We start from the raw sequence: 26032 nt of genomic DNA, 5'->3' as shown, positions 1-26032 counted from the left end.
GTCATACATGTTATTTTTGCTACAAAAATCACAAAAAATATTAAAAAATTTCATCATAAGGAACCCTACAGTTTTTTATCGCTTACTGTTCAACCTTAATGAATGTAACTTCAAATGGCTTGCATGCTCTGTGCTTCTGTAATCGATTCGTCAGGCTAAAAGCATCATTTACATCATACTGTTGGTAAATATCTAGGCCTCGATCTAGTGAAATTTCCCACCCAGTATCAGTGGTGATGTGCCTTGCATGTTGACTACCCGTTGTATCAAATGAATAAGCAAATTTAACGCCAACGGCAAATAGTGAAGCTTGAATCTTCTCAAAATATTCACGTTGTTGCTCGCCTTTGAACTCATCTTCAACAGTTATTAAGCTAACAACAATTTCGTCTTCTTCTTGTTTTTGCTTAACAACAGTTTCTAACAACTCCATCAAGTTCTTTGCTTGATAAAACAAACGAATATATGGGTCAGTGATGGTAATATGCTTAGCACCTTTCAGGTAAGGGCCTATCAAACCGTTATAACTAACACCTCGTTGATTCTCTGCAAACGTTAGGTGCTGCTCTTTAAGCTCTTTATCTCCAGCATCCTCTGAGCTTGGATTAGAACTTTCACTATTAGGCTGAACTGAAGAAACTTCTGGTTCGGGCATGCCAATGTCATCAACATCACCAACAGTTTTGTTGAAATAGTTAGGGTATTGCAACTCTTCTAAAGTTTGTACAGGAACTTCTTTACCAGCTTTGCCACTATAGGCAAAGTTAACATCAGCATAAGTACTATCGATCCTAAACAGCTGGTCTTTGACTCGCTGATCCGCACCAGCAGTTTTGGACACCGAGTTAAGTGAGTACAATCACTAACGAGGTGAAGCATGACAAGCAAGAAAAAACGTATTATCCATTCTCCTGAATTTAAAGCAGAAGCACTGAAGTTAGCAGATAAAGTGGGAGTCGCTGCGGCAGCGAGGCAACTCTCGTTACACGAATCTCAGATCTACGGTTGGCGTAAGGCCGCGAAGAAAGACACTAGTACCAGTCAGCGGGAAAAAGATCTAGCCGCTGAAGTCGCCAAGCTTAAAAGGCAATTGGCTGAGCAAGCTGAAGAGCTAGATATAGTAAAAAAGGCCGCCACCTACTTCGCGAAAAATCTAAAGTAGATTGCTACGAATTTATGCTCGAACACCTGCTGTGCTTCAATGTTGTCCGTATGGCTAAGGTGTTCGGGGTATCTCGAAGTGGGTTTTATTACTGGATTAAGCACCGCCACAAGGCTATCCAGCGCGAGGCAAGTCGCCAAGAGCTTGATATCAAGGTCAAGGAGGCGTTTGACAGCAGCAAAGGCCGAGATGGTGCGAGGCGCATTCAAAAAGAACTGGCTGAGAACGGTAATAGTCATAATGTTAAAACCATTGCAGCCAGCATGAAGCGTCAGGATTTGACTCCGAAAGCCGCACGCAAGTTTAAGTGTACAACAGACAGCAAGCATAAAATGCCTGTTGCTCCGAACCTGCTGGCTCAGGACTTCAACGCAGCGGCTCCGAATCAAAAGTGGGCGGGTGACATCACCTACGTTGCCACAAGCGAAGGTTGGCTGTACTTGGCGGTAATTATTGATCTTTACTCAAGACAAGTAGTCGGCTGGTCTATGGATACCAGAATGACTGCTACGCTGGTCTGCGATGCGCTATCAATGGCCTTGTTCCGTCGCGGATTCCCTGAGCAAGTTATCGTTCACAGTGATCGAGGTAGCCAGTATTGCTCAAAAGACTATCGAGACTGTTCGGCACCATCAATGCTGGACACAAGAAAAGCGACTTCCCATACCTGAAGTTATCCATGATTTGCAAAGTCACTAAAACGTTTTTGTCCAAAAACGAGTTCATCTGACCGACCACTTATCGCTCAAAGCGGTCCAATCATAAATTTGGCTCGTTAAATTTAGCTGTTGTTACTGTTACTGGTCACAACAGCTAGTCAGAAACACACACAATTCCTTCATCTATCTGGTCAATCACCTTAACGGCGTTCTTTAGCATGTTAGCTCTGTGAAATTTTCTGGAGCTGACAATGAGAACCCCTTTGTTACCTTGGTTCATCCTATGGGTGACCATCCCAATCATTATTCTCTTTCTATTCATCTTGCCCGCCCGTGCTAGTGATGGGCAATTCTATCAGCGTGGTCAGGAAGGCTGGTTTTGGTATCAGGTCATTCCTGAGCCAGCGGAGGCTGAAGAGCTTATTAAGCCGGAATCTGGTGCGGCAGAGTCGATTCAGAGCGAGCTAAAGCCCTTCAGTGCTGCCTGGTTTCGTGAGCACATGCAATCGTTTATGGACAAGGCAATAGATGAGCCGACGAGTGAGAATGTCAGAGCCTATCTTTATCTTCAGCGCGTCATGATGGATAAGGGCTCACTATTTGCTAATGTTAGTCAGCAGGTGGTCATGGGCGATCCTGTTTTGGATGAAATCAGTCGCAGACCCTTGGCGACCTATGCTGCCAATCGGATGGATCGAGAAGCTGGCGCTCAACGCGATGTAGCTTTAGGTGAAGTAGCAAAACGGGCTGGCTTGTTCTTCTTCTATCGTTCGGATTGCCCTTATTGCCATGCTCAAGCGCCTATCATCGAATCCATGGCTTTGAACTACGGTTTCGAGGTGTTTGCTATTGCTGTCGATGGCTTGCCTTTACCGGGTGGAGAGTTTCCCAATTTCAAAGTCGATTCAGGACAAGCTCAATCATTGTCCGTTACGACTGTCCCTGCCGTGTTCTTAGTTGATCCACCTAATGTCATCACTCCCATTGGCCAAGGTGCAATGAGCCTTGATGAGCTCAATAATCGAATTATTCTCGCAGCCCATCAAGCCGGTTGGATTGACGATCAAACTTACTATGCCACCAGACCTGTTCAACCCGGCGTGTCACTTGCGATGTCAGCCCAAGAGCTTAACGAAAAGATATTACAGGACCCTGAGTTCCTTGTTCGCTATCTGCGTGCACAAGGAGGGTTATAACGATGAAAAAAGTATTCCAAGTATCGCTAATCGCCTGTGCGATTGGTTTTTCATCTATGAGCCAAGCAAGCTTGCAACAGGAGATGAATCAGTTGTTTGGTTCAATGACCAACACCACTGCGCCTGGTGTATTCGAGAGTCAACGGCGTGGTGTGATATCTGGCGGAAGCGTTGTTGTTCGTAACAGGATCATGAACGAGAACCTCGTCTCTATGGTGCCTCCGTCATTCCAAGCCGGTTGTGGCGGCATTGATATGTTCGCTGGAAGTTTGTCATTTGTTAATGCAGATCAGTTTGTTCAATTACTTCGTTCTGTTGCTGCAAACGCCAAGGGATACGCATTCCAATTGGCGCTCAGTGCTATGTGTGAGAAATGTTCCCAGCACATGGAGACTCTGCAAAAGAAAATCCAGCAGTTGAACGAGTATTTTGGCAATTCCTGTCAAATGGCTCAGGGAGTCGTGAACGATACCCTGGCTGCTTTTGGTAAAAAGGGGCAAACAGAAGCCAGCATGTTGAGCTCACTTAAAGGGGCTGGAGACGTTTTTACCAGTTGGAGTGAATCCAATGGTAAGAACCCATATGAGAACGCTTCAAGTGTCGCGGCATCTGATGTGAACAAAACGATTAAAGGTAATTTGGTTTGGCGAGCATTGAAACGTCACTCGGCATCAAGCTGGTTTGCATCTGGGGATGACCGTTTTCTTGAAGCGGTTATGTCCGTGACGGGCTCGATCATCGTTGGTGATTTAGCGAATGCGGCTGATGGTCAAGGTAAAGCCCCAAAACTGACCAGACTGAATGGCAATAAAGTGACTATTGAGCATCTAATTCATGGCGGTAACGTCGCTATGTACCGATGTGACACAGTGACACAAGACGGCTGTCTAAATCCGACAATCACTAACGTGACCCTAACCGGGTTATCAACTCAGGTCGAAAATTTACTTCTTGGTACAGGTTCTAGTAACGGCATTATTTTTAAGTTTGCTCGAAATACTGGGGCAGCTAGCACCACCGAAAAGGCTTTTATGGCCTCGGCTCCCGCGAGCATTGGCGGCATGATTCGAACACTTTCTGCATTAAATGAAGGTGCCGCTAGGTCGTTTGCTTCACGAGCAGCACCATTTATTGCTGTTGAGATGGCCCGAGCATTGGTTGAAGACATGCTCAACGCAGCTAGAAGCACCTCTGGTGTCGAAGATCATGCCTATGCGAAGTTGTTAACCGAAGACCTTGAACGTGCACGTCGCCAAATCAATGAGGAGTACGCCGCGTTACAGCGAAGATACGGCTCAGAGCAAGAATTACTGGCGCATTTTAATCAGGTGATTCAGACCATTCGCAAACAGCGTTATTACACCGTTAAATCTACGGCGCTGGGGGAATAGATAATGTGGGAAATCTATTCCATCGGGGATTCGGCTTTTTTAGAGCAGGTCCTGAATGCTGTCGCGATGATCACTGGTACAGGCGACTTTACTTCAATGGTTCGGATTGGCTTGCTAATTGGGGTATTGATGGTCTCTGTTCAGGCCTTAATGCAAGGTGGTCGTGGGATTAACTTTCAACACGTTTTAGTCTCATGGCTAGTCTTTGCAACCATGTTTGGGCCCAGTACCCGAGTGAGCATTGAGGATGCGTACACGGGACAAGTTCGAGTGGTTGATAATGTGCCCATCGGTGTTGCTGCCGCAGGCAGTACGATTTCGACTGTTGGCTTTCAAATCACGCGATTGTTTGAAACGGCGTTCTCAACTCCCGCCATGACGGAATACGGCTTTGCATCCAGTTTACAGTCACTGATTAAAGTGAGAAAACAGGTGATGGATCGCTCTGGTTTGGGTGATGCAAATCGTGTCGCCGGTTCGGACATCGAGCAATCGTGGTTTAACTACATCAAAGAGTGCACCTTGATTGGTATCGACATTGGCCAAAAGAACCTCGATCAGGTGCTGAGTGATCCTAACCCGATGACTGCGATTAGGTTTGATTCGCGCATTTATGGCACTCGAATCATGCTCAGTGGTAGCAGTAGCGATCTGGACTGCACCGACGCCTACAGCCAACTGAAACTCATGACAGAATCAACCTTCATTCCAAGGCTTAAACAGGTTCTGTCAGCCTCATTGGGGACTTCGTCAGCAACGGACACTGATGACGTGATCCGAAATGCACTGAATAACCTTGGTTTGGCTTCAGTTAACACCCAAGAATACATGACCGCGTCGGTGCTTTTACCTATTTATGAGCAAAGCGTGACGGGCAAGTATATGGATGATCAAGCTTTCACCGCAGCCGTCATGGTTAACCAAGCGATTGAGCAGCGCAATACGCAATGGGCGGCGGAGCAGACCCTGTTCCAAAGTATCGTTCGTCCGATGATGACGTTTTTTGAGGGGTTCATTTACGCCATCACCCCTTTGATGGCCTTTGTGATAGCTCTTGGCCAAATCGGGATGCGAATGGCCGGGAAGTACTTGTTAATCCTGCTTTGGATTCAACTTTGGATGCCTGTCATGGCCATCATTAACCTGTATATTCATTTAACCGTTGCAGGGAAAATGTCGGCTCTTGATGCCTTTGCAGGTACAGAAGTGCCATCTTTTGCTGGGATGATGCAGATGGATTCAGTGCTGCAAACCTGGATAGCTACTGGCGGCATGTTGGCGTCGAGTGTTCCGGCGATTTCGCTCATGCTTGTGTATGGCTCAGCAATAACCGCTACCCACTTGGCTGGACGTCTTCAAAACGGTGATGCCATTGATGAAAAGATGGCAAGTCCAGATGTCGCGAAAAATGCCCCGGTGATGCAATCACAGTCAATGTTCCAAAATTCAGCCCTTACGGGTTCTGCAATGACCGGTGCGTCAAACTTACTAAGCAGTTTCTCTGTCGGAAACGCAGTGGGTTCAATGGTCGGCTCTGCAAAAGAATCCATGACTCAGGCAACTCAAGCCTTTAGCCGTCAGGTTGGCAATACCATGAGTCGAACTTTTGGTGAAAAGCTAAGTTACGACAACCTTTCTTCGGTTGGACGTCAGATCGGTTCTTCTAATTCCGCTTCTAGCGCCGTTGTTAATCAGGTTACTGATGACCTGCAAACACGGTATGGTTTCGGAGACGATAAAAAAGACGCTGTACGTGGCTTGGTATCTGGCGTGTTATCGGGAGGCCTAAGGGTCGGTGGCGATGGAACTATTACAAATACCGGTGATAAAGAAGTAGCAGACAAAGGGTTCTTGGGAAGATTACTTGGTACAGGGGGGAATGACTCCCCACAAGGTAGCTTGCCTGGAGTCGATAAGCCTGAATCCACAAGAGTGCCAAAAATATCACGGTTACGAGCTGGGTTGGATCTAGGTGGTAACTTTAGTGGCCAAGTTGAGTCATCAGAGGGCAGTTCTCGGTCAACGACCGCAAATACGCTCACTGGGGAGATGCAAAGCTTGGCATCAAGTGATTCACGACGTGCTGAGTATCGCGATGCAATGGTTAAGGACCTTTCAGATTCAAGACGTTCTGGCGTTGAGATGTCCTTGTCTAACCAAGACTATCAGTCTCTTCAGAGTTCAGCACAAGACGTTATCACTGCATCAAACCGCTTTAGTGAGCTTGATCAGGCCAGCTACAGTCTATCAGGACAAAGGAATACGGATGGTGCGACGTTAACTCGATTAGCAGCGGATAATCCTGAAGTCATGGATTATTTGGGTCGCTATATGAACCAGCATGTTGAAGCCGGTAACCGATTACGTGAAAACCTTCCAATGTATCAACGCTTGCTACCTGATGATAATCAGGCGTATGTGGCCGCAGCTATGGAGTCTTTAACCTATAGAAACTCCTCAACGCCCGCTGAACGAGACAATGATTATCAAGCAGCAATGACTGTTATGGCCATGGCTACTGGAGCCGATTTACGATCAATTCAACCGCGCTCAAATGAAGGCTTGTCATCAGCTGCACCTACTTTTGGCGGCACTCAAAGCCAAGTGGAATCGGGGGTATTGGGCGGCTACGAGGATGCTGCAACTGTTCAAACTCAGTTCAACGCAGCTCAATCAGCTTACCAAGCCAATCTGTCTGGTGTAGATGGACAGCTGAATGCGCATCAGCAACAAGCCCAGCAGGCCGTAGCTTCTGACACAAGTACCTATCAATCTGGACTAAACAGTGAAGCTGGCTCTCAGTGGCGATCTCGCATTATGGCTGATGATAGTGGAGTTTCTGGTGCTGAAATGTTCTTCAACAGCGCCAGTGCTATTGGTGATTTCAGTGGCAAGCATACTGATGCAGCACTACATACCTTGAATCACTTTGGCGAAGACTATGAGAGTTACAAAGAACAAGCGCTTGAAGATCCTGGCTCACGAGGTTTCTTGCACAATGCAACGGTGGCCAGCAAATCAACCTGGGATGGCTTAAAAGCAGCCGTTGACGCCGGAACCTCTTTGGAAAACCCATTGACGGCGTTTAATGATGCATACAGTGGATCGAGTTCGCAGTATGCCTCCGAAGTAAACTGGGGTACTAAGTCTGAAGCCATGTTGGCTGGGGCATTCGGTGCGGCAGTTAACAATCGATATGGTGAGTTCTTAGAACAGTATGCCGATGATTTTAAACAGGAAGCATACAGCGAAGGGCAGAGAATGGGATTGACCCCGATTCAAAGTCAAGTGTTTGCTCAAGCTTTCAATGAAGGTTTGGCGGGGCGCGTTTTCAACTCTGAAGACTCATCGAGTTGGTCGCCTGAAATGCTTGGTCTAAGGGAGCAAATGCTAAATGAGTATCGTCAAAAAGATGAGAGCGGTGCTTACATTCCTGACAGTGTGTCCGAAGAAGATAAAGCATTTGTGGATAAGCAGATTGCAGTGATCTCAAATGCATCCCTTGCTGGAGATTATGCTCAGAACAACTTGATCGATATTAGGGCCTATAACCAGGCTTCAGGAAGGAACTAAAAACAGAAGGTAGCCAGCTTGTGATGGGCTGGCTATTTTTTTGGCCTTTTGGGGAGGATAGATGAGCGACCGTCTGCAAATTCGTTTACCCAGTACCAATATTTTTTTTCGCTCAGGCTTAGTTCTCGACCGGTATCTTTCAGTTGTCTTTGAAATAAATGGATTAGTCCGCTTAAGCCTAAGAAAGCTAAACCGACACATAAAATTGCCCAACTCGCTTGCCAATATGCGATTGCTAAACACATAGTGGTGATGGTTATAAGGCCGATAGGACTAGCAGTTGCTTTGAATCCCAAGTAGCTGAAAAAAACGATGGTGCAAATCAGAAATGGCAAAGCCGCTAACTTGGCAGATACCGTAAATATTTCTGATGGAAAAAAATGAGCCGCTGCCAAAGTCGCCAGAAAAAGCCCCAGTGATATAAACCAGCAGCGTGCTGGTAAAGATTTAAGTAAGTTTGTCATCTTCTTAGTACTCTCAAAGTGCACAGACGGTGCACAATCAAATCATGCATCAGCATGTTAGTTCTCAAAAAGTGCTCTAGTGGTTTGCTCGGCCATAATCTCACACACAGGGCATTTAAGCTGAATGCGCTGTTGTGATACCGTCAAATACAGACTGCCGCATCGACACCGGTGTAAGGATGCAAGCTGTGATCTTAAATCACGAGCTAGAACCCAACCTTCATTGATGGTCAGTTTTTTCCAGGGGATCTCAGCTGGAAGATCTGCTTCTTCTCTTGCAACCAAATACGCATCGTAAGCCTTCATCAAAGCATCGATATTTAATTGCTTGTAGACATTATCACCACCAATATTGACATAAAGCGCCATCAGCAGGGAGCCTTCAACTAGGGCTCTTCTGCTTTTAACAATGGCATCAGATTCTGGTAATTGACCAGGACAAGGTGACTTACCAGTCACTTCTTTGTGCAGCCTTCTGATAATGTGGATTGGCAAACCTGTATCGAGCGCGATAATGGTTGTTCGAAACCCGTATTTAATAAGCATCGAGGCTCGGGTAAATAGCTCACTTTTGGACAGGTTATCAATCATGCATCCCCCTTGTTGTTTAGGGTTGATAATAAATAAGCGATTCTTGGGATACCTGTGCCTTTGCTCTTCACCATCTCAATCAGTTGGCTTTGGTTACCCCTTGGTTGAAACAGCATGAATGATGAGGTCGCCACTCGTTGCAGGTCATCAACACCAGCATTAATCAGAGCATCAACCACGTCGCGTGTAAGTCCAAAGCGCAAGACGGCCTCTTGCGGATCAATTCGCGCTAATTCTCGTGCTGCGTGTAGGTACGCCAAATTTAATTGATAGAAGTCTTGTTGATTGGTTGTCATTGACGGACCTCCAGTTCATGTAAAATATTGCGATAGATAGAAAGCACTCTTTGCCCATACCAGCGTGCACGCTCTTCGTTCCAACTGTGATAGCGGCCTATGCCAAGCTCTAAATCATTTGGTGAAGACTTGATTGCTTCGGCCAAAATACTTGAGCCGACCTTAAGGTTGGTGATGGGGTCTAGCAGTTCTGCTGCTGAGCTCACCCGATGCCCATGCCAATGCAAATTGATTTGCATAAGGCCAATATCGAGCTGATATTTTTCAGTCTCTTGCAGTGCCTGGTTTAACAGTTGCTCTGCTTCTGTCTTAGATTTGGCGTAGGTTGCGTTTGAACCATTGCGAATTGCGTATGGCCATGGACTGGTCATGTTGAGACCACGATGTGAGGCCGACTCAGCCAAGGCAACGGCGTAGAGCATGACTGGATCAATACCAACGCTTTGTGCTGCTTTTTCCCACTGATAGCCCGGAAACGCATAGACTGAAGTGCTTGCGGACATGGCTATCACTAGGGCAAAGGTTTTTGCTTTAATCGTTTTCATTTTTGTCCTCTAATTGATTTCCGAGAAGCGCCTGAATGGCTTTCGGGCTTATTCTTTTCAAAGGCACTGCGCTAAAGCCGGTGATGCCTCTTGTATAAACTTGTACTGCTTTTGACCAGTCGCCCACGGCAACCGGCGCTTGCATATCAAATCCTTTTTGCTGGTTCTGATGGTCTGCAATACCTTGTAATAGCCTTGGGTATTCACCCACTTCGTCCCGCAACAAGTAAGCCTGGTAGCGTGTTAAAAACTCTTTTTGTTTAAAGGGGTATTCCCTGTCATCTACCTTGCAGAGTTCAACCCATCCCCCCATGTCTGAAATAACGCGGTGAATAAGCGCATCGTCAAACATCACGGATGTCCAAGCGCCAACCTGACGAACAGCCTTGTCAACTTTGTTCCAAGCAACCATGGCTCTTGAACCCGAGTTGCCATCGATATGCTTGATGACGTCAGCGGGCTTTGGAAAAAATTGCCCAGTATCCGGTGATTGAATATGCCGAGTCAGACCGATTCGCACTTCTTCAATGCTATAAGCACGAAGGGCTTCAAATGCGATGGATAGCAATTGTGGTGATACGCTTTTGCCATACATGGCCCAAGCAGCTCCCCAAACTTCAGCAAACTCGCGTTTATCAACCTCCTGCACTTGAACGAACCTCCCGAATACCTGGTCCGGCCCAGCTTTCAGCAATGCGGCGATTGCTTTCTTCAATGTTCAACTGGTGATTGCTGCTTTTTAGGCTCGTCGATGATTGCTGTACTTCATCAATGCGAACGTACTCGTCTTCCCATTGCCGGTTTAAAAGCCAGTTATGTGGCATAGGGGTCTTAGTCCGATCTTGATACTGCAATCGGTTGTCTCGTTGCTCTTTCCAGCGTGTTAGCACTTCCAAGGCGAGTTCATGGTCTTCATTGAGGCCCATGCGTAGCCATTCTTCTTTGGCTTTCGCTTTTTTTTCTTTGCGTATTTGTACATCCCAGAAGTCTTCAAACTGTATGTGGTTAACAGTTTTAACTGTTGGTTTATTGCTTCTCTCAGAGTCATCCGACCGTTGAGAGTCCCTTACCGGGTTGCCATCAGGCATAAACAATGATGAAAATTCTTCTGGTAGCCGAGCTTGAAAAGCGGCAAGAGATTTCAAAAGCGATGCCATACCAATGAAGTCGGCAGGTACATCTTTAAGCAACCGAAAGGCTGCTTTACCTTGGTTTGGGTTTTCGATTGGGTTGTGCTTCAGAAAGCTCCGAATCAAAGTCCAACCGGATTCCTCGCAACGAATGAGGAACTGATCTTGTTCTAACTCATTTAGAGCCTTGGCAACCTGTTGCTCATCCCAGTTCAAGTCAGAAGCAACGTAACCAATCGGCAATCGAAAGCAGCCAAGCAAATTACAATGTGGGCATGTAAGCAAATACAGTCCTAGCAACTTCGCTGAGTCACTCCAAGACAAAACGTTTTGCTTTAGCCAAAAGCGGGTATAGACCTTTCCATAATCACGCATGGAGGATCTCGCTTTTGTGTTTACGTAAAATGCTGACCATTATTTGCCCTTAATCCTACTGGTTACTGGCTTTCAGCTCGCTTGGGCATTCGGGGTAGATGTCCGGTCTTAACTGGGATCGGGTTACCTGTCCTTGCGTAGCTTGTTCGATGGGTAAAACGAATTCAGCGGGAACACGCCCTGATTTATTCAACCAAAACCAGACGTTTTGCTGTTTTGAGTTGATGGCTCGTGCTAATGCTGATTGCCCGCCTACCAAGTCAATGGCACGGCGGAGATGTTTTTGTGTTGTGTTGAACACTTCCATACCGTCTCCTGTTACAATAATAACTGTTACAAGATTGGATGTTACAGTTTAAACTGTAGATTAGTCAACAGTTAAAATTGTTGAAAGGCTACAGTTTTATTTGTAGAATACGGGTTTATGAAAACTTTATCCGAACGACTAAACCATGCCTTGCAGCTTACTGGGGTGACTCAGTCTGAGTTGGCTCGTCGCATTGGTATCAAACAGCAGTCGATCAGCCAGATTTGCTCTGGTAAATCGGCTAGGTCTCGTTACACCATGCAGATCGCGGAGGCGCTTCGCGTGAATGCTCATTGGCTCGCCACAGGTGATGGCGAGATTGGCTTGGGGGTCGGTAATGTAGAAGTTGGGCCTGACATTAAGGGAAGAATTCCTCTCATTAACTGGGTTCAGGCTGGTGATTGGACTGAAATAGCGGAGGGATTTGCCCATGAAGATGCTGAAGAGTGGCGTGAAGTCACTGGGAAAGCACATGAGGGTTGTTTCGCACTTCGCGTAAAAGGCGACAGTATGGAAAATCCAAGCGGGAAAAAATCCATACCTGAGGGGGCAGTGATCGTTGTTGATCCCGAGTTACCGTACTCTTCAGGTTCATTGGTTGTTGCGCGTTTGGATGATTCGAAAGAAGCAACCTTTAAGCAGTTGGTCATTGACGGTGAACAGAAGTACCTAAAACCTTTGAACCCCCAATACCCTGCAATACCGATCAACGGCAACTGCACCATCATTGGTGTAGTACGACAAGCTATCATCGATTTTTGGTAGCGAAGGAATTTGTGGTTTAGCCACAGTTGTTCATGAGCTGAAGAAGCAACGATTGCAAACAGCTACAACTGAGCATTGGCGCACGCTGAGAGTAAATGGTAACCGATTAGATAACCATTGATTGTTTATAAAGTCAAGATCAGCGAAAATAGCGGCCAATTACGATTAACACGACGGATTTGACAAGCGAAGAACTGAAAAGAGAGTACTTCCAAAAGTGTGTACAAATCCGTGTACAAACTAAAAGAATTTATACATGGCAAACCAAGATTTTCTTAATGAAATCAATAAGCGAAGGACCTTTGCTATCATCTCTCACCCGGATGCGGGTAAAACCACCATTACTGAAAAAGTCCTTTTATTCGGAAACGCGATCCAAAAAGCAGGTACGGTTAAAGGTCGTGGTAACGCACAGCACGCAAAATCAGACTGGATGGAAATGGAAAAAGAACGTGGTATCTCGGTAACCACTTCTGTAATGCAGTTCCCTTACAATGACTGTCTGGTAAACCTACTTGATACGCCTGGACACGAAGACTTCTCGGAAGATACATACCGTACGTTAACGGCAGTAGACTCGTGTTTGATGGTTATTGATGCGGCGAAAGGTGTCGAGGATCGTACACGTAAGCTGATGGAAGTAACGCGTCTGCGTGACACGCCAATCGTAACCTTCATGAACAAACTTGACCGTGACGTTCGTGATCCAATGGAAGTATTGGACGAGGTAGAAAACGAGTTGGGCATGATGTGTGCGCCAATTACATGGCCAATCGGCTGTGGTAAAGAATTTAAAGGTGTGTACCACATTCACCGTGATGAAACGATTTTATACGAATCAGGTCACGGTCATGAGATTCAAGAAGTTCGAATCATCAAAGGTCTCGATAACCCAGAGCTTGATGAAAAAGTTGGTGCAGGCCTTGCGGAAAGTGTTCGAGAAGAGCTTGAGCTTGTCATGGGTGCTTGCCCTGAGTTTGATTTGGAAATGTTCCTAACCGGTGATCTTACGCCAGTTTACTTCGGTACTGCATTAGGTAACTTTGGTGTGGATCATATGCTAGACGGTCTAACTGAATGGGCTCCAGCGCCGAAAACTCGTCAAGCGGTTGAACGTGAAGTTGAAGCGACTGAAGAGAAGTTCTCTGGTTTCGTATTTAAGATCCAAGCGAACATGGACCCAAAACACCGCGACCGTATCGCATTCATGCGTATTGTATCGGGCACTTACACGCAAGGTATGAAGATGAACCACGTTCGTCTTGGCAAGCAAGTGAGTATCTCTGATGCAGTAACCTTTATGGCTGGTGACCGTGCACGTGCAGAACACGCTTACGCCGGTGACATCATTGGTCTACACAACCACGGCACTATTCAGATTGGTGATACCTTTACGCAAGGTGAATCACTGAAGTTCTCTGGTATTCCGAACTTCGCTCCGGAACTATTCCGTCGTATTCGCCTGAAAGATCCATTAAAGCAGAAGCAGCTTCTCAAAGGTTTGGTTCAGCTATCAGAAGAAGGTGCGGTACAGGTATTCCGTCCTCTACAGAACAACGATCTGATCGTTGGTGCCGTTGGTGTACTTCAGTTCGATGTTGTTGTGGCTCGTTTGAAATCTGAGTATAACGTTGAAGCGATTTATGAAGGCATTAACGTTGCAACTGCTCGTTGGGTTGAGTGTGGTGATGCGAAGAAACTGGATGAGTTCCAACGCAAGAATCAAGCGAACTTAGCATTGGATGGTGGTGATAACCTAACGTATATCGCTCCAACAATGGTTAACTTAAACTTGGCGAAAGAGCGTTTCCCTGACGTTGATTTCCGTGCGACGCGTGAGCACTAATTTGCGCGGTTAGGGTAAGCCTTAACGCAAACTAGATTTTAAAACGCCCTTGGCTATAAACTTAGCCAAGGGCGTTTTTATATAAGGATAAGATATGAATTGGTTTAAACGTGGGCTAAAGCGTTACGACAACTGGTGTAAAGAGATGGGGTTAACTCCCGATCAGAAACGCAGTTGTGTCCCATATCGAAAAGACCCAGCCCATCAAACTGAAGAGAAGAGTGAAGCCCAACCATCCTCTGATTTTCTGCCCGCAGATACAGATAAAAAGCGTCAAGATGAAGCTCTTTGATACGCACTGCCACTTTGATTTTGATGTGTTTCAAGATGACTTTGCACATCAACTTGAGCTTGCTCAAACGCAAGGCGTCGCAAGAATTTTGATTCCTTCCGTCGGTCCGCAAAACTGGGCTCGTATTCAAACTTTGGCAGAGCAACATGCCAATTTGTATTATGCGCTCGGCTTTCATCCGTATTTTCTTGAAGATAACGTTGAGCAGCACCTTACAGAGCTAGAAGGCTATCTAAATCAAAAAGGGCAGCAGTGCGTGGCAATAGGAGAGTGTGGTTTAGATTTTGCCATTGATGTTGATCCACAGTTGCAAGAAAAGATACTTGAAGTTCAATTTGAGCTGGCTAGACGCTTCGAACTCCCAGTTATTTTACATAGCCGAAAAGCGCACAATCGCCTCATTCAAATGGTGAAAGCGGCGAATCTCCCTAGAGGTGGTGTGCTACACGCTTTTTCTGGGAGTTATCAGCAAGCCATGGAGTGGGTCAAATTAGGTTTTTTTATCGGTGTAGGAGGAACGATTACCTACCCAAGAGCCAAGAAAACACGCGACGCAATTCAAAAATTACCACTCGAAAACTTAGTAATCGAAACAGACGCACCAGATATGCCTATACTTGGATATCAAGGGGAGTCAAATCACCCAGCCAAACTCATTCACGTCTTTAATGAGCTCGTAGAGTTGCATAACGGCCGAAAGCAATCGATTGCCTCTCAACTGTGGAAAAATAGCAATTTTGCTTTCTCGATATGTGAATAAAATCTAAAGATGTGGTTTGAAATCGAAAACGTTTTCCTGCTTATTGTGAATTAACTCACAAAGCTGGTTGAATCAATCATGAATCTTATAGGAAAGTGTGAGGCTGGCATTACTTTAATTGATTCTGCATGAGTATAATTGCCCCCGCTTTATAGCTCCATTTTGTAACACGCCAATAAATAACTTATAAGGAAGTCATAAACTATGAGCCTGTTTATGAGCCTAATCGGTATGGTAGTGCTTCTTGCGATTGCAGTGGCATTTTCTAACAACCGAAAAGCTATCAACTTTAGAACTGTGGGTGGCGCATTCGCTATCCAATTCGCATTAGGTGCATTTGTTCTGTATGTACCTTGGGGCCGTGATCTACTAAACGGTTTCTCTTCAGGTGTTTCTAACGTTATCAACTACGGTAACGATGGTTCATCATTCCTGTTCGGTGGTCTTGTTTCTGACAAGATGTTCGAAGTATTCGGCGGCGGCGGTTTCATCTTCGCATTCCGTGTTCTTCCTACACTGATCTTCTTCTCTGCACTGATTTCAGTTCTTTACTACATTGGCGTTATGCAATGGGTTATCAAGATTCTTGGTGGCGCACTACAAAAAGCGCTAGGCACTTCTCGTGCGGAATCAATGTCAGCGGCAGCTAACATTTTCGTAGGTCAAACTGAGGCACCTCTAGTTGTTCGCCCATTCGTTCCAAAAATGACTCAATCAGAGCTATTCGCGGTAATGTGTGGTGGTCTAGCTTCTGTTGCTGGTGGTGTACTAGCTGGTTACGCATCTATGGGTGTTCCACTAGAGTACCTAGTTGCGGCATCATTCATGGCAGCACCAGGTGGTCTACTGTTCGCTAAAATCCTTCACCCAGAGACTGACCAGCCTCACGAAAGTATCGAAGAAGCGATGGACGGCGGTGACGACAAACCAGTTAACGTAATCGACGCAGCTGCGGGCGGTGCGGCTTCTGGTCTACAACTTGCGCTTAACGTAGGTGCAATGCTAATCGCATTCGTTGGTCTAATCGCGCTAATCAACGGTATGCTAGGTGGCATCGGTGGTTGGTTCGGCATGCCAGAACTAACACTAGAGCTAATCCTAGGTTACGCGTTCTCTCCACTAGCATTCCTAATCGGTGTTCCATGGGCAGAAGCTGTAACAGCTGGTTCATTCATCGGTCAGAAAATCGTAGTGAACGAATTCGTTGCTTACTTGAACTTCACACCATATCTAGGTGAAAACGCTCAAGTAATCGCGGCAACTGGTGAAGTAATGTCTGAGAAGACAACAGCTATCATCTCATTCGCACTATGTGGTTTCGCGAACCTTTCTTCTATCGCGATTCTACTTGGTGGTCTAGGTAGCCTTGCACCAAACCGTCGTAGTGACATCGCTCGCATGGGTGTTAAAGCAGTTCTTGCAGGTACGTTGTCTAACCTTATGGCAGCGACAATTGCAGGCTTCTGCTTAAGCCTTGCAGCACTATAATTAGAATCGGTTCTTAATATATAGACGCCGTTTTACATCATGCCCTGTAGCAAGAGATTGCTGCGGGGCATTTTTCGTTTTTCGGGCTCCAAAATTTCATCGGGTGTTTGCCTTAGTCGAGGTATTACGCAGTCAATGGAATAGGGGCTAGGAAATTTTGAGATACAAACCGTTTGCGCTCTATTTGGTGCTACAGTTTTGCGGTGAAACTCTATAATGTATTAATCACAGGATAGTGGTTAAGCTTGATTCTTAATCACGTAATGAATATTACATAATCGATGGGCAAATGAATTGCCCTGCAATATCAGATCTAATAGGCGTTTTGCTTTGTGATGTGATATTAAAGACACCGCAATCATAGATTGTTGTGCCATAGGCCAAACTGGTACTGTGCGGTGACAAGGATAGCAATTGGCATATGATAAATTTTCGCTGTATATGCCGAGTCTTCAGGGAACCAAGTCCGTTCATTAATAGACTGTTTAGCCATTTACTCACATTGTCTCGACTTGTTGATTATAGTTAAAGACGTGATGTAAGGCTGAGTAGTGAATTTTTTGAATATTGATCGGAGATAGAAATGAGCGATTTAAAAGCAGCAGCGCTACGTGCACTTAAACTTATGGACCTAACTACGTTGAATGACGATGACACTGATGCAAAAGTGATCTCACTATGTCATGACGCGAAAACAGCAGTAGGCAACACAGCTGCAATTTGTATTTACCCTCGCTTTATTCCTATTGCTAAGAAGACACTTCGTGAGCAAGGTACGCCAGAGGTTCGTATTGCAACAGTAACGAACTTCCCACATGGTAACGACGACATTGAAATCGCAGTCGCTGAAACAAAAGCGGCGGTTGCTTACGGTGCAGACGAAGTTGACGTAGTTTTTCCTTACCGCGCGCTAATGGCGGGTGATGAGAAAGTAGGCTTCGAACTAGTTAAGCAATGTAAAGAAGCTTGTGGTGACATTCTTCTTAAAGTGATCATCGAAACAGGTGAACTAAAAGAAGAAGCACTAATCAAGAAAGCATCTCAAATCTGTATTGAAGCAGGTGCTGACTTCATTAAAACTTCAACTGGTAAAGTGCCAGTAAACGCAACACCAGAATACGCTCGCATGATGCTTGAAGTTATTCGCGACATGGGTGTTGCAGAAACTGTTGGTTTCAAACCAGCAGGTGGTGTGCGCACTGCTGAAGACGCAGCAGCATACCTAGCAATGGCTGACGAAATCCTAGGTGACAACTGGGTTGATGCTCGTCACTACCGTTTTGGTGCGTCTAGCCTGCTAACCAACCTACTAAATACATTAGAAGTATCGGACGACGTCGCTGATCCAACAGCGTACTAATTCCAATAATACGTCTGAACGGTAGCACCTAAACGGGTGCTACCAAACCTCTTCTATCCTACTACAACCATGGCTCAAAAGAGCTTGGGAGGCACTAATGTATTTACCACAAGAAATCATTCGTAAAAAACGTGACGGTGAAGTACTTACCGCAGACGAAATCAACTTCTTTATTCAAGGCGTAGCGAACAACACGGTATCTGAAGGTCAGATTGCGGCGTTTGCTATGACGATTTTCTTTAATGAAATGACCATGGATGAGCGCATCGCCTTAACGTGTGCAATGCGTGATTCGGGCATGGTTATCGACTGGAGCCACATGAACTTCGGTGGTCCAATTGTCGACAAACACTCAACCGGTGGTGTGGGTGACGTAACTTCTTTAATGCTTGGCCCAATGGTGGCAGCGTGTGGCGGTTTCGTACCTATGATCTCTGGCCGCGGTCTTGGTCATACAGGCGGTACGCTGGATAAACTTGAATCTATCCCTGGTTACAACATTACGCCGAGCAACGATGTTTTTGGTCAAGTAACCAAAGACGCTGGTGTGGCGATCATCGGTCAAACTGGTGACCTTGCTCCTGCGGATAAGCGTGTTTACGCGACTCGTGATATTACCGCAACGGTAGACAATATCTCCCTGATTACGGCGTCGATCCTTTCTAAGAAACTGGCGGCGGGTCTGGAATCGCTAGTGATGGACGTAAAAGTGGGTTCAGGTGCATTTATGCCAACTTACGAAGCGTCTGAAGAGCTAGCAAAATCAATCGTTGCGGTAGCAAACGGTGCTGGCACTAAAACTACGGCAATTCTTACGGACATGAACCAAGTATTGGCGTCTTCAGCGGGTAACGCAGTGGAAGTTCGTGAAGCGGTTCGTTTCTTAACGGGTGAATACCGTAATCCTCGTCTACTTGAAGTGACCATGGCTTCATGTGCTGAAATGTTAGTACTTGGCAAGCTTGCTGAGAACACAGAAGACGCACGCGCAAAACTGATGGAAGTGCTGGATAACGGCAAAGCGGCTGAGTGCTTCGGCAAGATGGTTGCTGGCTTAGGCGGCCCTGCTGACTTCGTAGAAAACTACGACAACTACTTAGAAAAAGCAGAAATCATCAAGCCAGTTTACGCAACAGAAACGGGCATTGTCTCTGCAATGGATACACGTGCTATCGGCATGGCTGTGGTTGCTATGGGTGGTGGTCGTCGTGTTGCTACTGATGAAATCGACTACGCAGTTGGTTTCGACGAGTTCATCCGCCTAGGTGAGGTCGCAGACAGTGATAAACCTCTTGCGGTCATCCACGCTCGCACTGAAGAGCAATGGGAAGAAGCGGCAAAAGCACTGCGCAGTGCAATCAAAGTAGGTGGTGAATACACACCAACTCCAGAGGTTTACCGCCAAATTCGTGCAGAAGATATCTAATAGAACAAGTAATTACACAAGGCCTACTCAACCATAATAAAAAGCCGAGTGGGCCTAAGGAACGAGCAATGAAAAGAGCATTTATTTTAGTACTAGACTCATTCGGTATCGGTGCAACTGCCGACGCTAAAGAATTTGGTGATGTAGGTTCAGACACACTAGGTCACATCGCTGACCAATGTGAAAAAGGCTTAGCAGATAACGACAATCGCCAAGGTGTACTTCGCCTTCCAAATCTATCGAAACTTGGTTTGGCAATGGCGCATAAAGAATCGACAGGTCGCTTCGCACCTGGACTAGACGCAGACGCTGAAATCATTGGTGCATACGGTCATGCAGCAGAGCTTTCTTCAGGTAAAGACACGCCGTCTGGTCACTGGGAAATCGCAGGTGTGCCTGTTCTGTTTGACTGGGGTTACTTCACTGACAAAGCAAACAGCTTCCCGAAAGAATTGACTGACCGCATTCTTGAGCGTGCAGGTCTTGACGGTTTCCTAGGTAACTGCCACGCATCTGGTACTCAAGTTCTTGACGATCTTGGTGAAGAGCACATGAAGACTGGCAAACCAATCTTCTACACCTCTGCGGACTCTGTATTCCAAATCGCATGTCACGAAGAGACTTTCGGTCTAGACCGTCTACTAGAGCTTTGCCAAATCGCACGTGAAGAGCTAGAAGATTACAACATTGGTCGTGTTATCGCGCGTCCATTTGTTGGTGCTGGTAAAGGTCAATTTGAGCGTACCGGTAACCGTCGTGACCTTTCTGTTGAGCCACCATCAGCAACGGTTCTACAGAAACTTGTTGAAGAGAAGCAAGGCAACGTGGTTTCTATTGGTAAGATTGCTGATATCTACGCAAACTGCGGCATCACTAAGAAAGTGAAAGCGACAGGTATCCCTGCATTGTTCGAAGCAACGCTAGAGCAAATCAAAGAAGCGGGCGACAACACGATCGTATTCACTAACTTTGTAGACTTCGACTCAGCTTACGGTCACCGTCGTGACGTAGCGGGTTACGCAGCGGCACTTGAGTACTTCGATGGTCGTATCAACGAAGTGCTAGAGATTATGGAAGAAGACGATGTGCTTATCCTAACGGCAGACCACGGCTGTGACCCAACATGGCCAGGTACTGACCATACTCGTGAGCACATCCCAGTATTGGTTTATGGTCAAAAAGTACCAGCTGGTTCTCTTGGCCGCCGCGAAACATTCGCAGATATCGGTCAAACATTGGCAAGTTACTTCGGTACTTCTCCAATGGATTACGGTAAGAACTTCCTATAATTAGTTAGGTTTTTGAAAACTAGGAGCTTGATTGCTCCTAGTTTTATGTTTGCAGTATGTAAATGCTGCTTGTCGGAAATGAGAATACTCTGGCTTATATCGCCTTAAGCGCGGAGCGCTAGAGAAAGGTTAAGGAAAAGAAAATGGCAACTCCACATATCAATGCTGAAATGGGTGCATTTGCAGACGTCGTACTGATGCCTGGTGATCCACTACGTGCAAAATACATCGCAGAGACTTTCCTTGAAGATGTCGTTCAAGTGTGTGACGTTCGTAATATGTTTGGTTACACAGGCACATACAAAGGCCGTAAGATCTCAGTAATGGGCCACGGTATGGGTATCCCATCATGCTCGATTTACGCGACTGAACTAATCAAAGACTTCGGCGTGAAGAAAATCATCCGTGTTGGCAGCTGTGGCGCAGTGAATGAAGACATCAAAGTGCGTGATGTTGTGATCGGCATGGGTGCATGTACTGACTCTAAAGTGAACCGTATCCGCTTTAAAGGTCATGACTTCGCGGCAATCGCAGACTACAACATGGTTCGTGCGGCAGAAGACGCTGCAAAAGCTCGCGGTATTGACGTTAAAGTTGGTAACCTATTCTCAGCAGAGCTTTTCTACACGCCAGATCCAGAAATGTTCGATGTAATGGACAAGTACGGCATTGTTGGTGTTGAAATGGAAGCGGCTGGTATTTACGGTGTTGCGGCAGAATACGGTGCAAAAGCTCTGACAATCTGTACGGTTTCTGATCATATCAAGACTGGCGAACAGACTACATCTGACGAGCGTCAAACGACATTCAACGACATGATGCTAATCGCACTAGATTCAGTATTGCTTGGTGACGAAGAGTAAGCGACGAAGAGTCATTCTATTTTTCGCTCTCAAGAGCTAAAAAACAGCCCACACATTGCGGGCTGTTTTTATATGAGTTGTTAGCGCTACCTAGTTACTTGGTTAGCAGCAGGTTTGGCGCTTTTTTACGACGTATCGGTTGTCGACGTAAAATCAAGATGAACAACATACCACAGACAAAGCTCATTAAGACCATCATGTACATATAACGATCGCTCTTGCGATAGTGGTGGTCAGAAATAGCCGTCACCCGGCCCGTCTCAAAGGTCACGCGAACAAAACCGATAAGCGCACCATCTGCAAAAACTGGTTCAACCAACTGCTGGCGACCAATGGAAGCTGTTGCCAAAGGCGTATCCAGGCCAAGAACTTCGCGTACCGATAATGCCTCTTCACTAGACGCTAAACGTACACCCTGTGCATCGTAGATTGTTGCATCAAACACTAAACGGTCTTGTGCTAGCTGGTTTGTTAGCTGAAGTAATCGTTCTTGATCTTTAGTTAAAATCATCTCACTGGCAGAAAGAGACGCCTGTGAAATCAAAACTTTGGTGAGCGTTTCAAGCTGTTGTGCTTGAATTTTCTCATTACCCTTACTGATCACAACACTGTTTTTTATTGTGATAAACAACATCACACACAGTAGGATTAGTGCCAGAATTCTTAGGGCATTCCTTACTGAGAACAAAGATTCACTCATGCTCTTTACTCATCCATTTAAAATAAAACAAAGACTTGCCTTTTTAGTTTGTTGAGGTAACGTTTTAGCAAAGTCATAAGGGATTATATACATGGACGCGTCAAAAAGCTTGCCTATCAGAAAACATACGACACTTTTAAAACGATTACCCGAGACTCGATTTGCCTCCCAATTAGATAAAGCAAAAGCAAACTGGATCGTATTTGCTGAGTACCTTTCGCCAAGTCACTTCGAAGACATTGATTTCTTCACCGGCTTTTACAACCCAATACTAGAAACGTGGAAAGTTGGCCAATATGAAGTAGCCCTGATGGCCGGAGAGTTGACTCCTCAACATGAAACGATCTTACAAAGTCTCAACCTAGATTACGCCTCGCTTAATGAAGTGCCCGATCTATCAACCCAAGGGTTGATTGTATTTGATATGGATTCAACGGCGATCCAGATAGAGTGTATTGATGAAATCGCGAAACTGGCAGGAGTAGGGGATGAGGTCGCTGAAGTCACTGAACGTGCCATGCAAGGTGAGCTGGATTTTGAGCAAAGTTTACGTCAGCGAGTTGGTAAGCTCAAAGGTGCCGATGAATCAATTCTTGAACAAGTTCGTGCCCAGTTACCATTCATGCCGGACTTTGAAGCGCTAATTGCGACGTTGAAAGCCTTGGGCTGGAAAACAGCGATTGCCTCCGGTGGTTTTACTTACTTCTCTGATTACATCAAAGATAAAGTCGACTTAGACTTTGCTCGCTCCAATCAATTAGAAATTATTGACGGCAAACTCACGGGTAAAGTACTTGGCGATGTGGTAACGGCGCAGATGAAGTCTGACATTCTAGTGGAACTGGCGGATGAATATGAAATTGAGCAGCACAACACGGTTGCTGTCGGTGATGGCGCTAATGATCTTGTGATGATGTCGGTGGCAGGATTAGGGATTGCGTATCACGCAAAACCAAAAGTGGAAGCTCAAGCGCAATCAGCGATTCGCTTTGCAGGGTTGGGCGGTGTGCTCTGTATTTTATCTGGCGCATTGGTGAAGCAGCAAAAGGTCAGCTGGAAAGCTAAACCTTAACCATCCATTCAAAAACACCGCCAGAAAGGCGGTGTTTTTTTTCAATTTGGTATGACTTTGAATTTACTCGGTTAACTCCAATCTAATTACTACCTCTTCAGTAATGTCTTCAAATTCACTGTAACCAACGAGCGCCGTCAACTCTTTTTCTAACTTGCTTGCTTGATGTACACCAAATTGGGTTAAGTCACTTAAATCTTGTTGCAGTAATGATGTCATCGGATCGAAAATTGGCGCAGTAGAAAGGCGAATCACGTAAAAGTCACCCATCATTCGCGCTTTCTTTATAAATTGAATCCGCTCTTTTACGCTGTTGAACTCTTGATGAAGCTTTGACTCAATGCCTGTAATTTTATTGCCTACTTTTGCGGCGCTTATGTAGATATCCTGATGTCTGGCTTGAGCACCTTCTACACGTTTTATTGGCTCTGCGATTAATGTGCTTGTCCGGCCTTTAAAGATAGGTTCAAGTGACAACAGTTGGTCATGCCCAAGACGGGCAAAAAGTTCAATGTGTTTAGGTAGCGGCAAGTTCACCCCGATAACGGGGGTTTTTATTGAAGATGACGTACTCTTACTGATAAAAATGGGCGTGCTCAGCGTACGCGAGAGCAACATGCAGTGCAGCCTTTCAAGTAGAGCATTACTTGGTAGCGTCTCTTTTTGCGGGATTAGCTTGTCTTGATTGTGCTCGATAATGCTGTTGAAAAAAGCGATTACCTTCATGGTTTGGCTGCTTTCATCAATAACTAACTGCACGCTACAACCATCTGGGCTTACACGAATTACTCGGTATGGTACCGACATTAACGGCAATTTTTTATCGTAGAGTTGTAATTCTCGAAAGTTGATTCTTACCTCTTGCCCAGAACGTAACATCGTGGGCTCACTTAGCCTAATTCCGAGTCCTCGTTTGGAAAGGTCAACAGTACAGCCGCCTGTTTTAGTTTGTCCTGAGTACAACTCTAAAGGTGTTTTAAAACGATAACGAGGCTCTTTACGACGAGACTTTGCATCAAAATAAATGCCCTTTGGATTGCCAATAACTCTTCTCGGATGGCGAAACGCGTTTAACGTATTAGCGGGTAAGCGCGGCTTTTCAGTTAGCAGGTAATCCTGCCCTGACTTTTCGTCAGCAATTTCTTGCAAAATACCAATATGAGTCAGTGATTGAGACGTTTCTGCCAACTCTGGAGAGAATGCTGCTAGGTCTTCCTGTTCTTGCTCTGATAGTTCAAAGATTGAAATTCTAAAGGCGCGCCAACTCTCTCGTTTGCCACCTAAATGCCAAAATAGCTGGCGCTGTTCGCGAGTTGCTTCAGGGCGAAACATCGAATAGAAATAGGTTCGATTCTCGTGCTCGTGAGTAAATGAATAAAGGACATTGGTTGTTCCTTTCACACCAGGCTTAATGAGTGACGCGATGCGTTGCTCGTTGAATAAGGAACCAAACATTTGCTGGTTTCTCTCATCGTGCCAGTATTGCCAAAGCTTTTGATTGTTTGGCGTTAACATTGCTAATTTTAGGTCACTACCATCAAAGAATAGAGGCAAGCTGCTGGTGTGCTTTAGTGCGATGTGCTCATAACCGCGAGTTCGAGCTCGAATAATCTTGTCTTGATTGTCGTGACGAGCCCTTTTAGCAGCACTGTTGAGCGCTTCATCTATCACTCTGGTGACGACATTGGTATCAGTTAAGCGTATGGTTCTGAGGTATCGAACTGAGTCATTTTCGTAACAGTCATCAACCGCGAGTATGCGGTATGCAAGCGGTTTCTCTATACCTGCAACGTTAGATTTGCTGGCAAATTCAGTAAACGTGACCTGAATAATTTCCCCAAGGTTATATTTAAATGCGCTAGGGACTTTGAACTTTGCGCCAGAGCTAGATAAATCAATACTTAATCCATGAAGAAGCTGTCCTTTAGAACGGCAAATTTCAACTTGAGATTGGACTTTCAAGCGTTTTTCTTGGCGCTTTAAATCGTAGCCTAGGTGAACGGGTTCTGCTAAGAACGGGCTTTTAGGATCCGTTAACGATTGCGTTTTTTGCTGAGTAAGGCGCTTGCTCATTACGCGAAAGTTATTTCGCGTGTTGACCAATGCTTCCCACATTCCTTCCGTGTAGCAGCCAAACTTTTTGATGTTTTTATGGTAAGCGTTGAAAGCAACATCATCCAACCAATGTGGAATACCATCCAAAATATACTCGCGACATTCGCCTTGAACGCGACCTCGCAAATCAATACTTTTTTTGCATGGAGCCATTAAGCGGTTAAGTTCCATTTTAACCAAAATTTTGGCCGAAGGCGGCTCTTCCTCGGTCAGTTGGCCAAGGACAAAGTCAAAGTCATTCGTACCGTAAACGGGAATGAGTCGTTCTGCGAGCGAGAGAATTTCAGATTGCTGCATTATTTCTGTTAGAGTATGTCGTTACTTTAAATTGTATCGGCTAAGCGAAGTAATACTTAAGTATATCAAT

24 protein-coding genes and 1 pseudogene are annotated in these 26032 nt (G+C 45.6%); 14 read left to right on the top strand and 11 right to left on the bottom strand.

Annotated features, from left to right (window positions below; all coding sequences use genetic code 11):
- Positions 1-82 precede the first annotated feature (82 nt).
- Positions 83-841, bottom strand: coding sequence for an MIT C-terminal domain-containing protein (locus R7Z41_RS11145; RefSeq protein ID WP_236716940.1), 759 nt, complete (start codon positions 839-841; stop codon positions 83-85).
- Between the two features lie 36 nt (positions 842-877).
- Here R7Z41_RS11145 and R7Z41_RS11140 point away from each other — a divergent pair.
- The 4 genes and pseudogenes from R7Z41_RS11140 to R7Z41_RS11125 form a co-directional block, all read left to right on the top strand.
- A pseudogene (locus R7Z41_RS11140) lies at positions 878-1782 on the top strand (IS3-like element ISVpa2 family transposase); the annotation flags it as partial.
- A gap of 290 nt (positions 1783-2072) precedes the next feature.
- Positions 2073-3017 (top strand): thioredoxin family protein, encoded by a 945-nt coding sequence (locus R7Z41_RS11135; protein WP_064376461.1) that lies wholly within the window; start codon positions 2073-2075, stop codon positions 3015-3017.
- A 2-nt stretch (positions 3018-3019) separates the two neighbouring features.
- A complete protein-coding gene (locus R7Z41_RS11130; protein WP_064376462.1) occupies positions 3020-4408 on the top strand; it encodes a conjugal transfer protein TraH in 1389 nt (462 codons plus the stop codon).
- Positions 4409-4411: 3 nt separating this feature from the next.
- Entirely contained in the window at positions 4412-7981 is a 3570-nt protein-coding gene (locus R7Z41_RS11125) for a conjugal transfer protein TraG N-terminal domain-containing protein (RefSeq protein WP_213916418.1), read from the top strand.
- A 32-nt stretch (positions 7982-8013) separates the two neighbouring features.
- Here the strand turns inward: R7Z41_RS11125 and eexR are convergent, their stop codons facing one another.
- The 7 genes from eexR to R7Z41_RS11090 are packed head-to-tail and all read right to left on the bottom strand — an operon-like array spanning position 8014 to position 11689.
- Entirely contained in the window at positions 8014-8445 is a 432-nt protein-coding gene (gene eexR / locus R7Z41_RS11120; protein WP_213916419.1) for an entry exclusion protein EexR, read from the bottom strand.
- A gap of 57 nt (positions 8446-8502) precedes the next feature.
- Positions 8503-9036: a FlhC family transcriptional regulator gene (locus tag R7Z41_RS11115; protein WP_213916420.1), complete on the bottom strand. Its 534-nt coding sequence runs from the start codon at positions 9034-9036 to the stop codon at positions 8503-8505.
- Positions 9033-9332 (bottom strand): flagellar transcriptional regulator FlhD, encoded by a 300-nt coding sequence (locus tag R7Z41_RS11110; protein WP_000210563.1) that lies wholly within the window; start codon positions 9330-9332, stop codon positions 9033-9035. Before R7Z41_RS11110 ends, R7Z41_RS11115 begins: the two co-directional genes overlap by 4 nt.
- Positions 9329-9877: a lytic transglycosylase domain-containing protein gene (locus tag R7Z41_RS11105; RefSeq protein WP_318136359.1), complete on the bottom strand. Its 549-nt coding sequence runs from the start codon at positions 9875-9877 to the stop codon at positions 9329-9331. The genes R7Z41_RS11110 and R7Z41_RS11105 overlap by 4 nt, the downstream gene beginning before the upstream one ends.
- Complete coding sequence (locus R7Z41_RS11100; RefSeq protein WP_318136360.1) at positions 9864-10526, bottom strand: DUF6475 domain-containing protein; 663 nt, start codon at positions 10524-10526, stop codon at positions 9864-9866. Before R7Z41_RS11100 ends, R7Z41_RS11105 begins: the two co-directional genes overlap by 14 nt.
- Positions 10513-11382 (bottom strand): hypothetical protein, encoded by an 870-nt coding sequence (locus R7Z41_RS11095; protein ID WP_318136361.1) that lies wholly within the window; start codon positions 11380-11382, stop codon positions 10513-10515. The genes R7Z41_RS11100 and R7Z41_RS11095 overlap by 14 nt, the downstream gene beginning before the upstream one ends.
- A 55-nt stretch (positions 11383-11437) precedes the next feature.
- Positions 11438-11689 carry a helix-turn-helix domain-containing protein gene (locus R7Z41_RS11090; RefSeq protein WP_000451746.1) on the bottom strand — a complete coding sequence of 84 codons (252 nt, stop codon included), beginning with the start codon at positions 11687-11689 and terminating at the stop codon, positions 11438-11440.
- A 117-nt stretch (positions 11690-11806) separates the two neighbouring features.
- Here R7Z41_RS11090 and R7Z41_RS11085 point away from each other — a divergent pair, with 117 nt between their 5' ends.
- From R7Z41_RS11085 to R7Z41_RS11065, 5 genes are all read left to right on the top strand, one after another.
- Positions 11807-12454 (top strand): LexA family protein, encoded by a 648-nt coding sequence (locus tag R7Z41_RS11085; RefSeq protein ID WP_000854920.1) that lies wholly within the window; start codon positions 11807-11809, stop codon positions 12452-12454.
- A gap of 256 nt (positions 12455-12710) precedes the next feature.
- Entirely contained in the window at positions 12711-14300 is a 1590-nt protein-coding gene (gene prfC, locus R7Z41_RS11080) for a peptide chain release factor 3 (protein ID WP_005391671.1), read from the top strand.
- Positions 14301-14394: 94 nt separating this feature from the next.
- Positions 14395-14592 (top strand): DUF5363 family protein, encoded by a 198-nt coding sequence (locus tag R7Z41_RS11075; RefSeq protein ID WP_005380125.1) that lies wholly within the window; start codon positions 14395-14397, stop codon positions 14590-14592.
- The gene (locus R7Z41_RS11070) at positions 14579-15352 is read left to right on the top strand and encodes a TatD family hydrolase (RefSeq protein WP_005380129.1); all 774 of its coding nucleotides are present in this window, start codon (positions 14579-14581) and stop codon (positions 15350-15352) included. Before R7Z41_RS11075 ends, R7Z41_RS11070 begins: the two co-directional genes overlap by 14 nt.
- A gap of 204 nt (positions 15353-15556) precedes the next feature.
- Positions 15557-16840 carry a NupC/NupG family nucleoside CNT transporter gene (locus R7Z41_RS11065; RefSeq protein WP_005380131.1) on the top strand — a complete coding sequence of 428 codons (1284 nt, stop codon included), beginning with the start codon at positions 15557-15559 and terminating at the stop codon, positions 16838-16840.
- A gap of 358 nt (positions 16841-17198) precedes the next feature.
- On the opposite strand, the gene R7Z41_RS11060 is transcribed toward R7Z41_RS11065, so the two are convergent.
- Entirely contained in the window at positions 17199-17333 is a 135-nt protein-coding gene (locus R7Z41_RS11060) for a hypothetical protein (RefSeq protein ID WP_005391675.1), read from the bottom strand.
- Positions 17334-17423: 90 nt separating this feature from the next.
- Here R7Z41_RS11060 and deoC point away from each other — a divergent pair, with 90 nt between their 5' ends.
- From deoC to deoD, 4 genes are all read left to right on the top strand, one after another.
- Positions 17424-18200, top strand: coding sequence for a deoxyribose-phosphate aldolase (gene deoC, locus R7Z41_RS11055; RefSeq protein WP_005380133.1), 777 nt, complete (start codon positions 17424-17426; stop codon positions 18198-18200).
- A 97-nt stretch (positions 18201-18297) separates the two neighbouring features.
- Positions 18298-19626: a thymidine phosphorylase gene (deoA, locus tag R7Z41_RS11050; protein WP_005380134.1), complete on the top strand. Its 1329-nt coding sequence runs from the start codon at positions 18298-18300 to the stop codon at positions 19624-19626.
- Positions 19627-19694: 68 nt separating this feature from the next.
- Positions 19695-20915, top strand: coding sequence for a phosphopentomutase (locus R7Z41_RS11045; RefSeq protein ID WP_005380135.1), 1221 nt, complete (start codon positions 19695-19697; stop codon positions 20913-20915).
- A 143-nt stretch (positions 20916-21058) separates the two neighbouring features.
- Positions 21059-21778 carry a purine-nucleoside phosphorylase gene (gene deoD / locus R7Z41_RS11040; protein WP_005380140.1) on the top strand — a complete coding sequence of 240 codons (720 nt, stop codon included), beginning with the start codon at positions 21059-21061 and terminating at the stop codon, positions 21776-21778.
- Between the two features lie 94 nt (positions 21779-21872).
- Here deoD and R7Z41_RS11035 read toward each other — a convergent pair whose 3' ends face one another.
- Positions 21873-22478, bottom strand: coding sequence for a YtjB family periplasmic protein (locus R7Z41_RS11035; protein WP_005391677.1), 606 nt, complete (start codon positions 22476-22478; stop codon positions 21873-21875).
- Positions 22479-22569: 91 nt separating this feature from the next.
- Between R7Z41_RS11035 and serB the strand changes: the two genes are divergently transcribed.
- Positions 22570-23550, top strand: a complete 981-nt coding sequence (gene serB, locus R7Z41_RS11030) for a phosphoserine phosphatase (protein ID WP_005391681.1) — start codon at positions 22570-22572, stop codon at positions 23548-23550.
- 63 nt (positions 23551-23613) lie between these two features.
- Here the strand turns inward: serB and R7Z41_RS11025 are convergent, their stop codons facing one another.
- Positions 23614-25962 carry a PilZ domain-containing protein gene (locus R7Z41_RS11025; protein ID WP_005380143.1) on the bottom strand — a complete coding sequence of 783 codons (2349 nt, stop codon included), beginning with the start codon at positions 25960-25962 and terminating at the stop codon, positions 23614-23616.
- Positions 25963-26032 lie beyond the last annotated feature (70 nt).

Source organism: Vibrio sp. 1457, from assembly GCF_033340195.1.
Lineage (GTDB): Bacteria > Pseudomonadota > Gammaproteobacteria > Enterobacterales > Vibrionaceae > Vibrio > Vibrio alginolyticus.
This window is presented reverse-complemented; position numbering and strand designations above follow the sequence as displayed.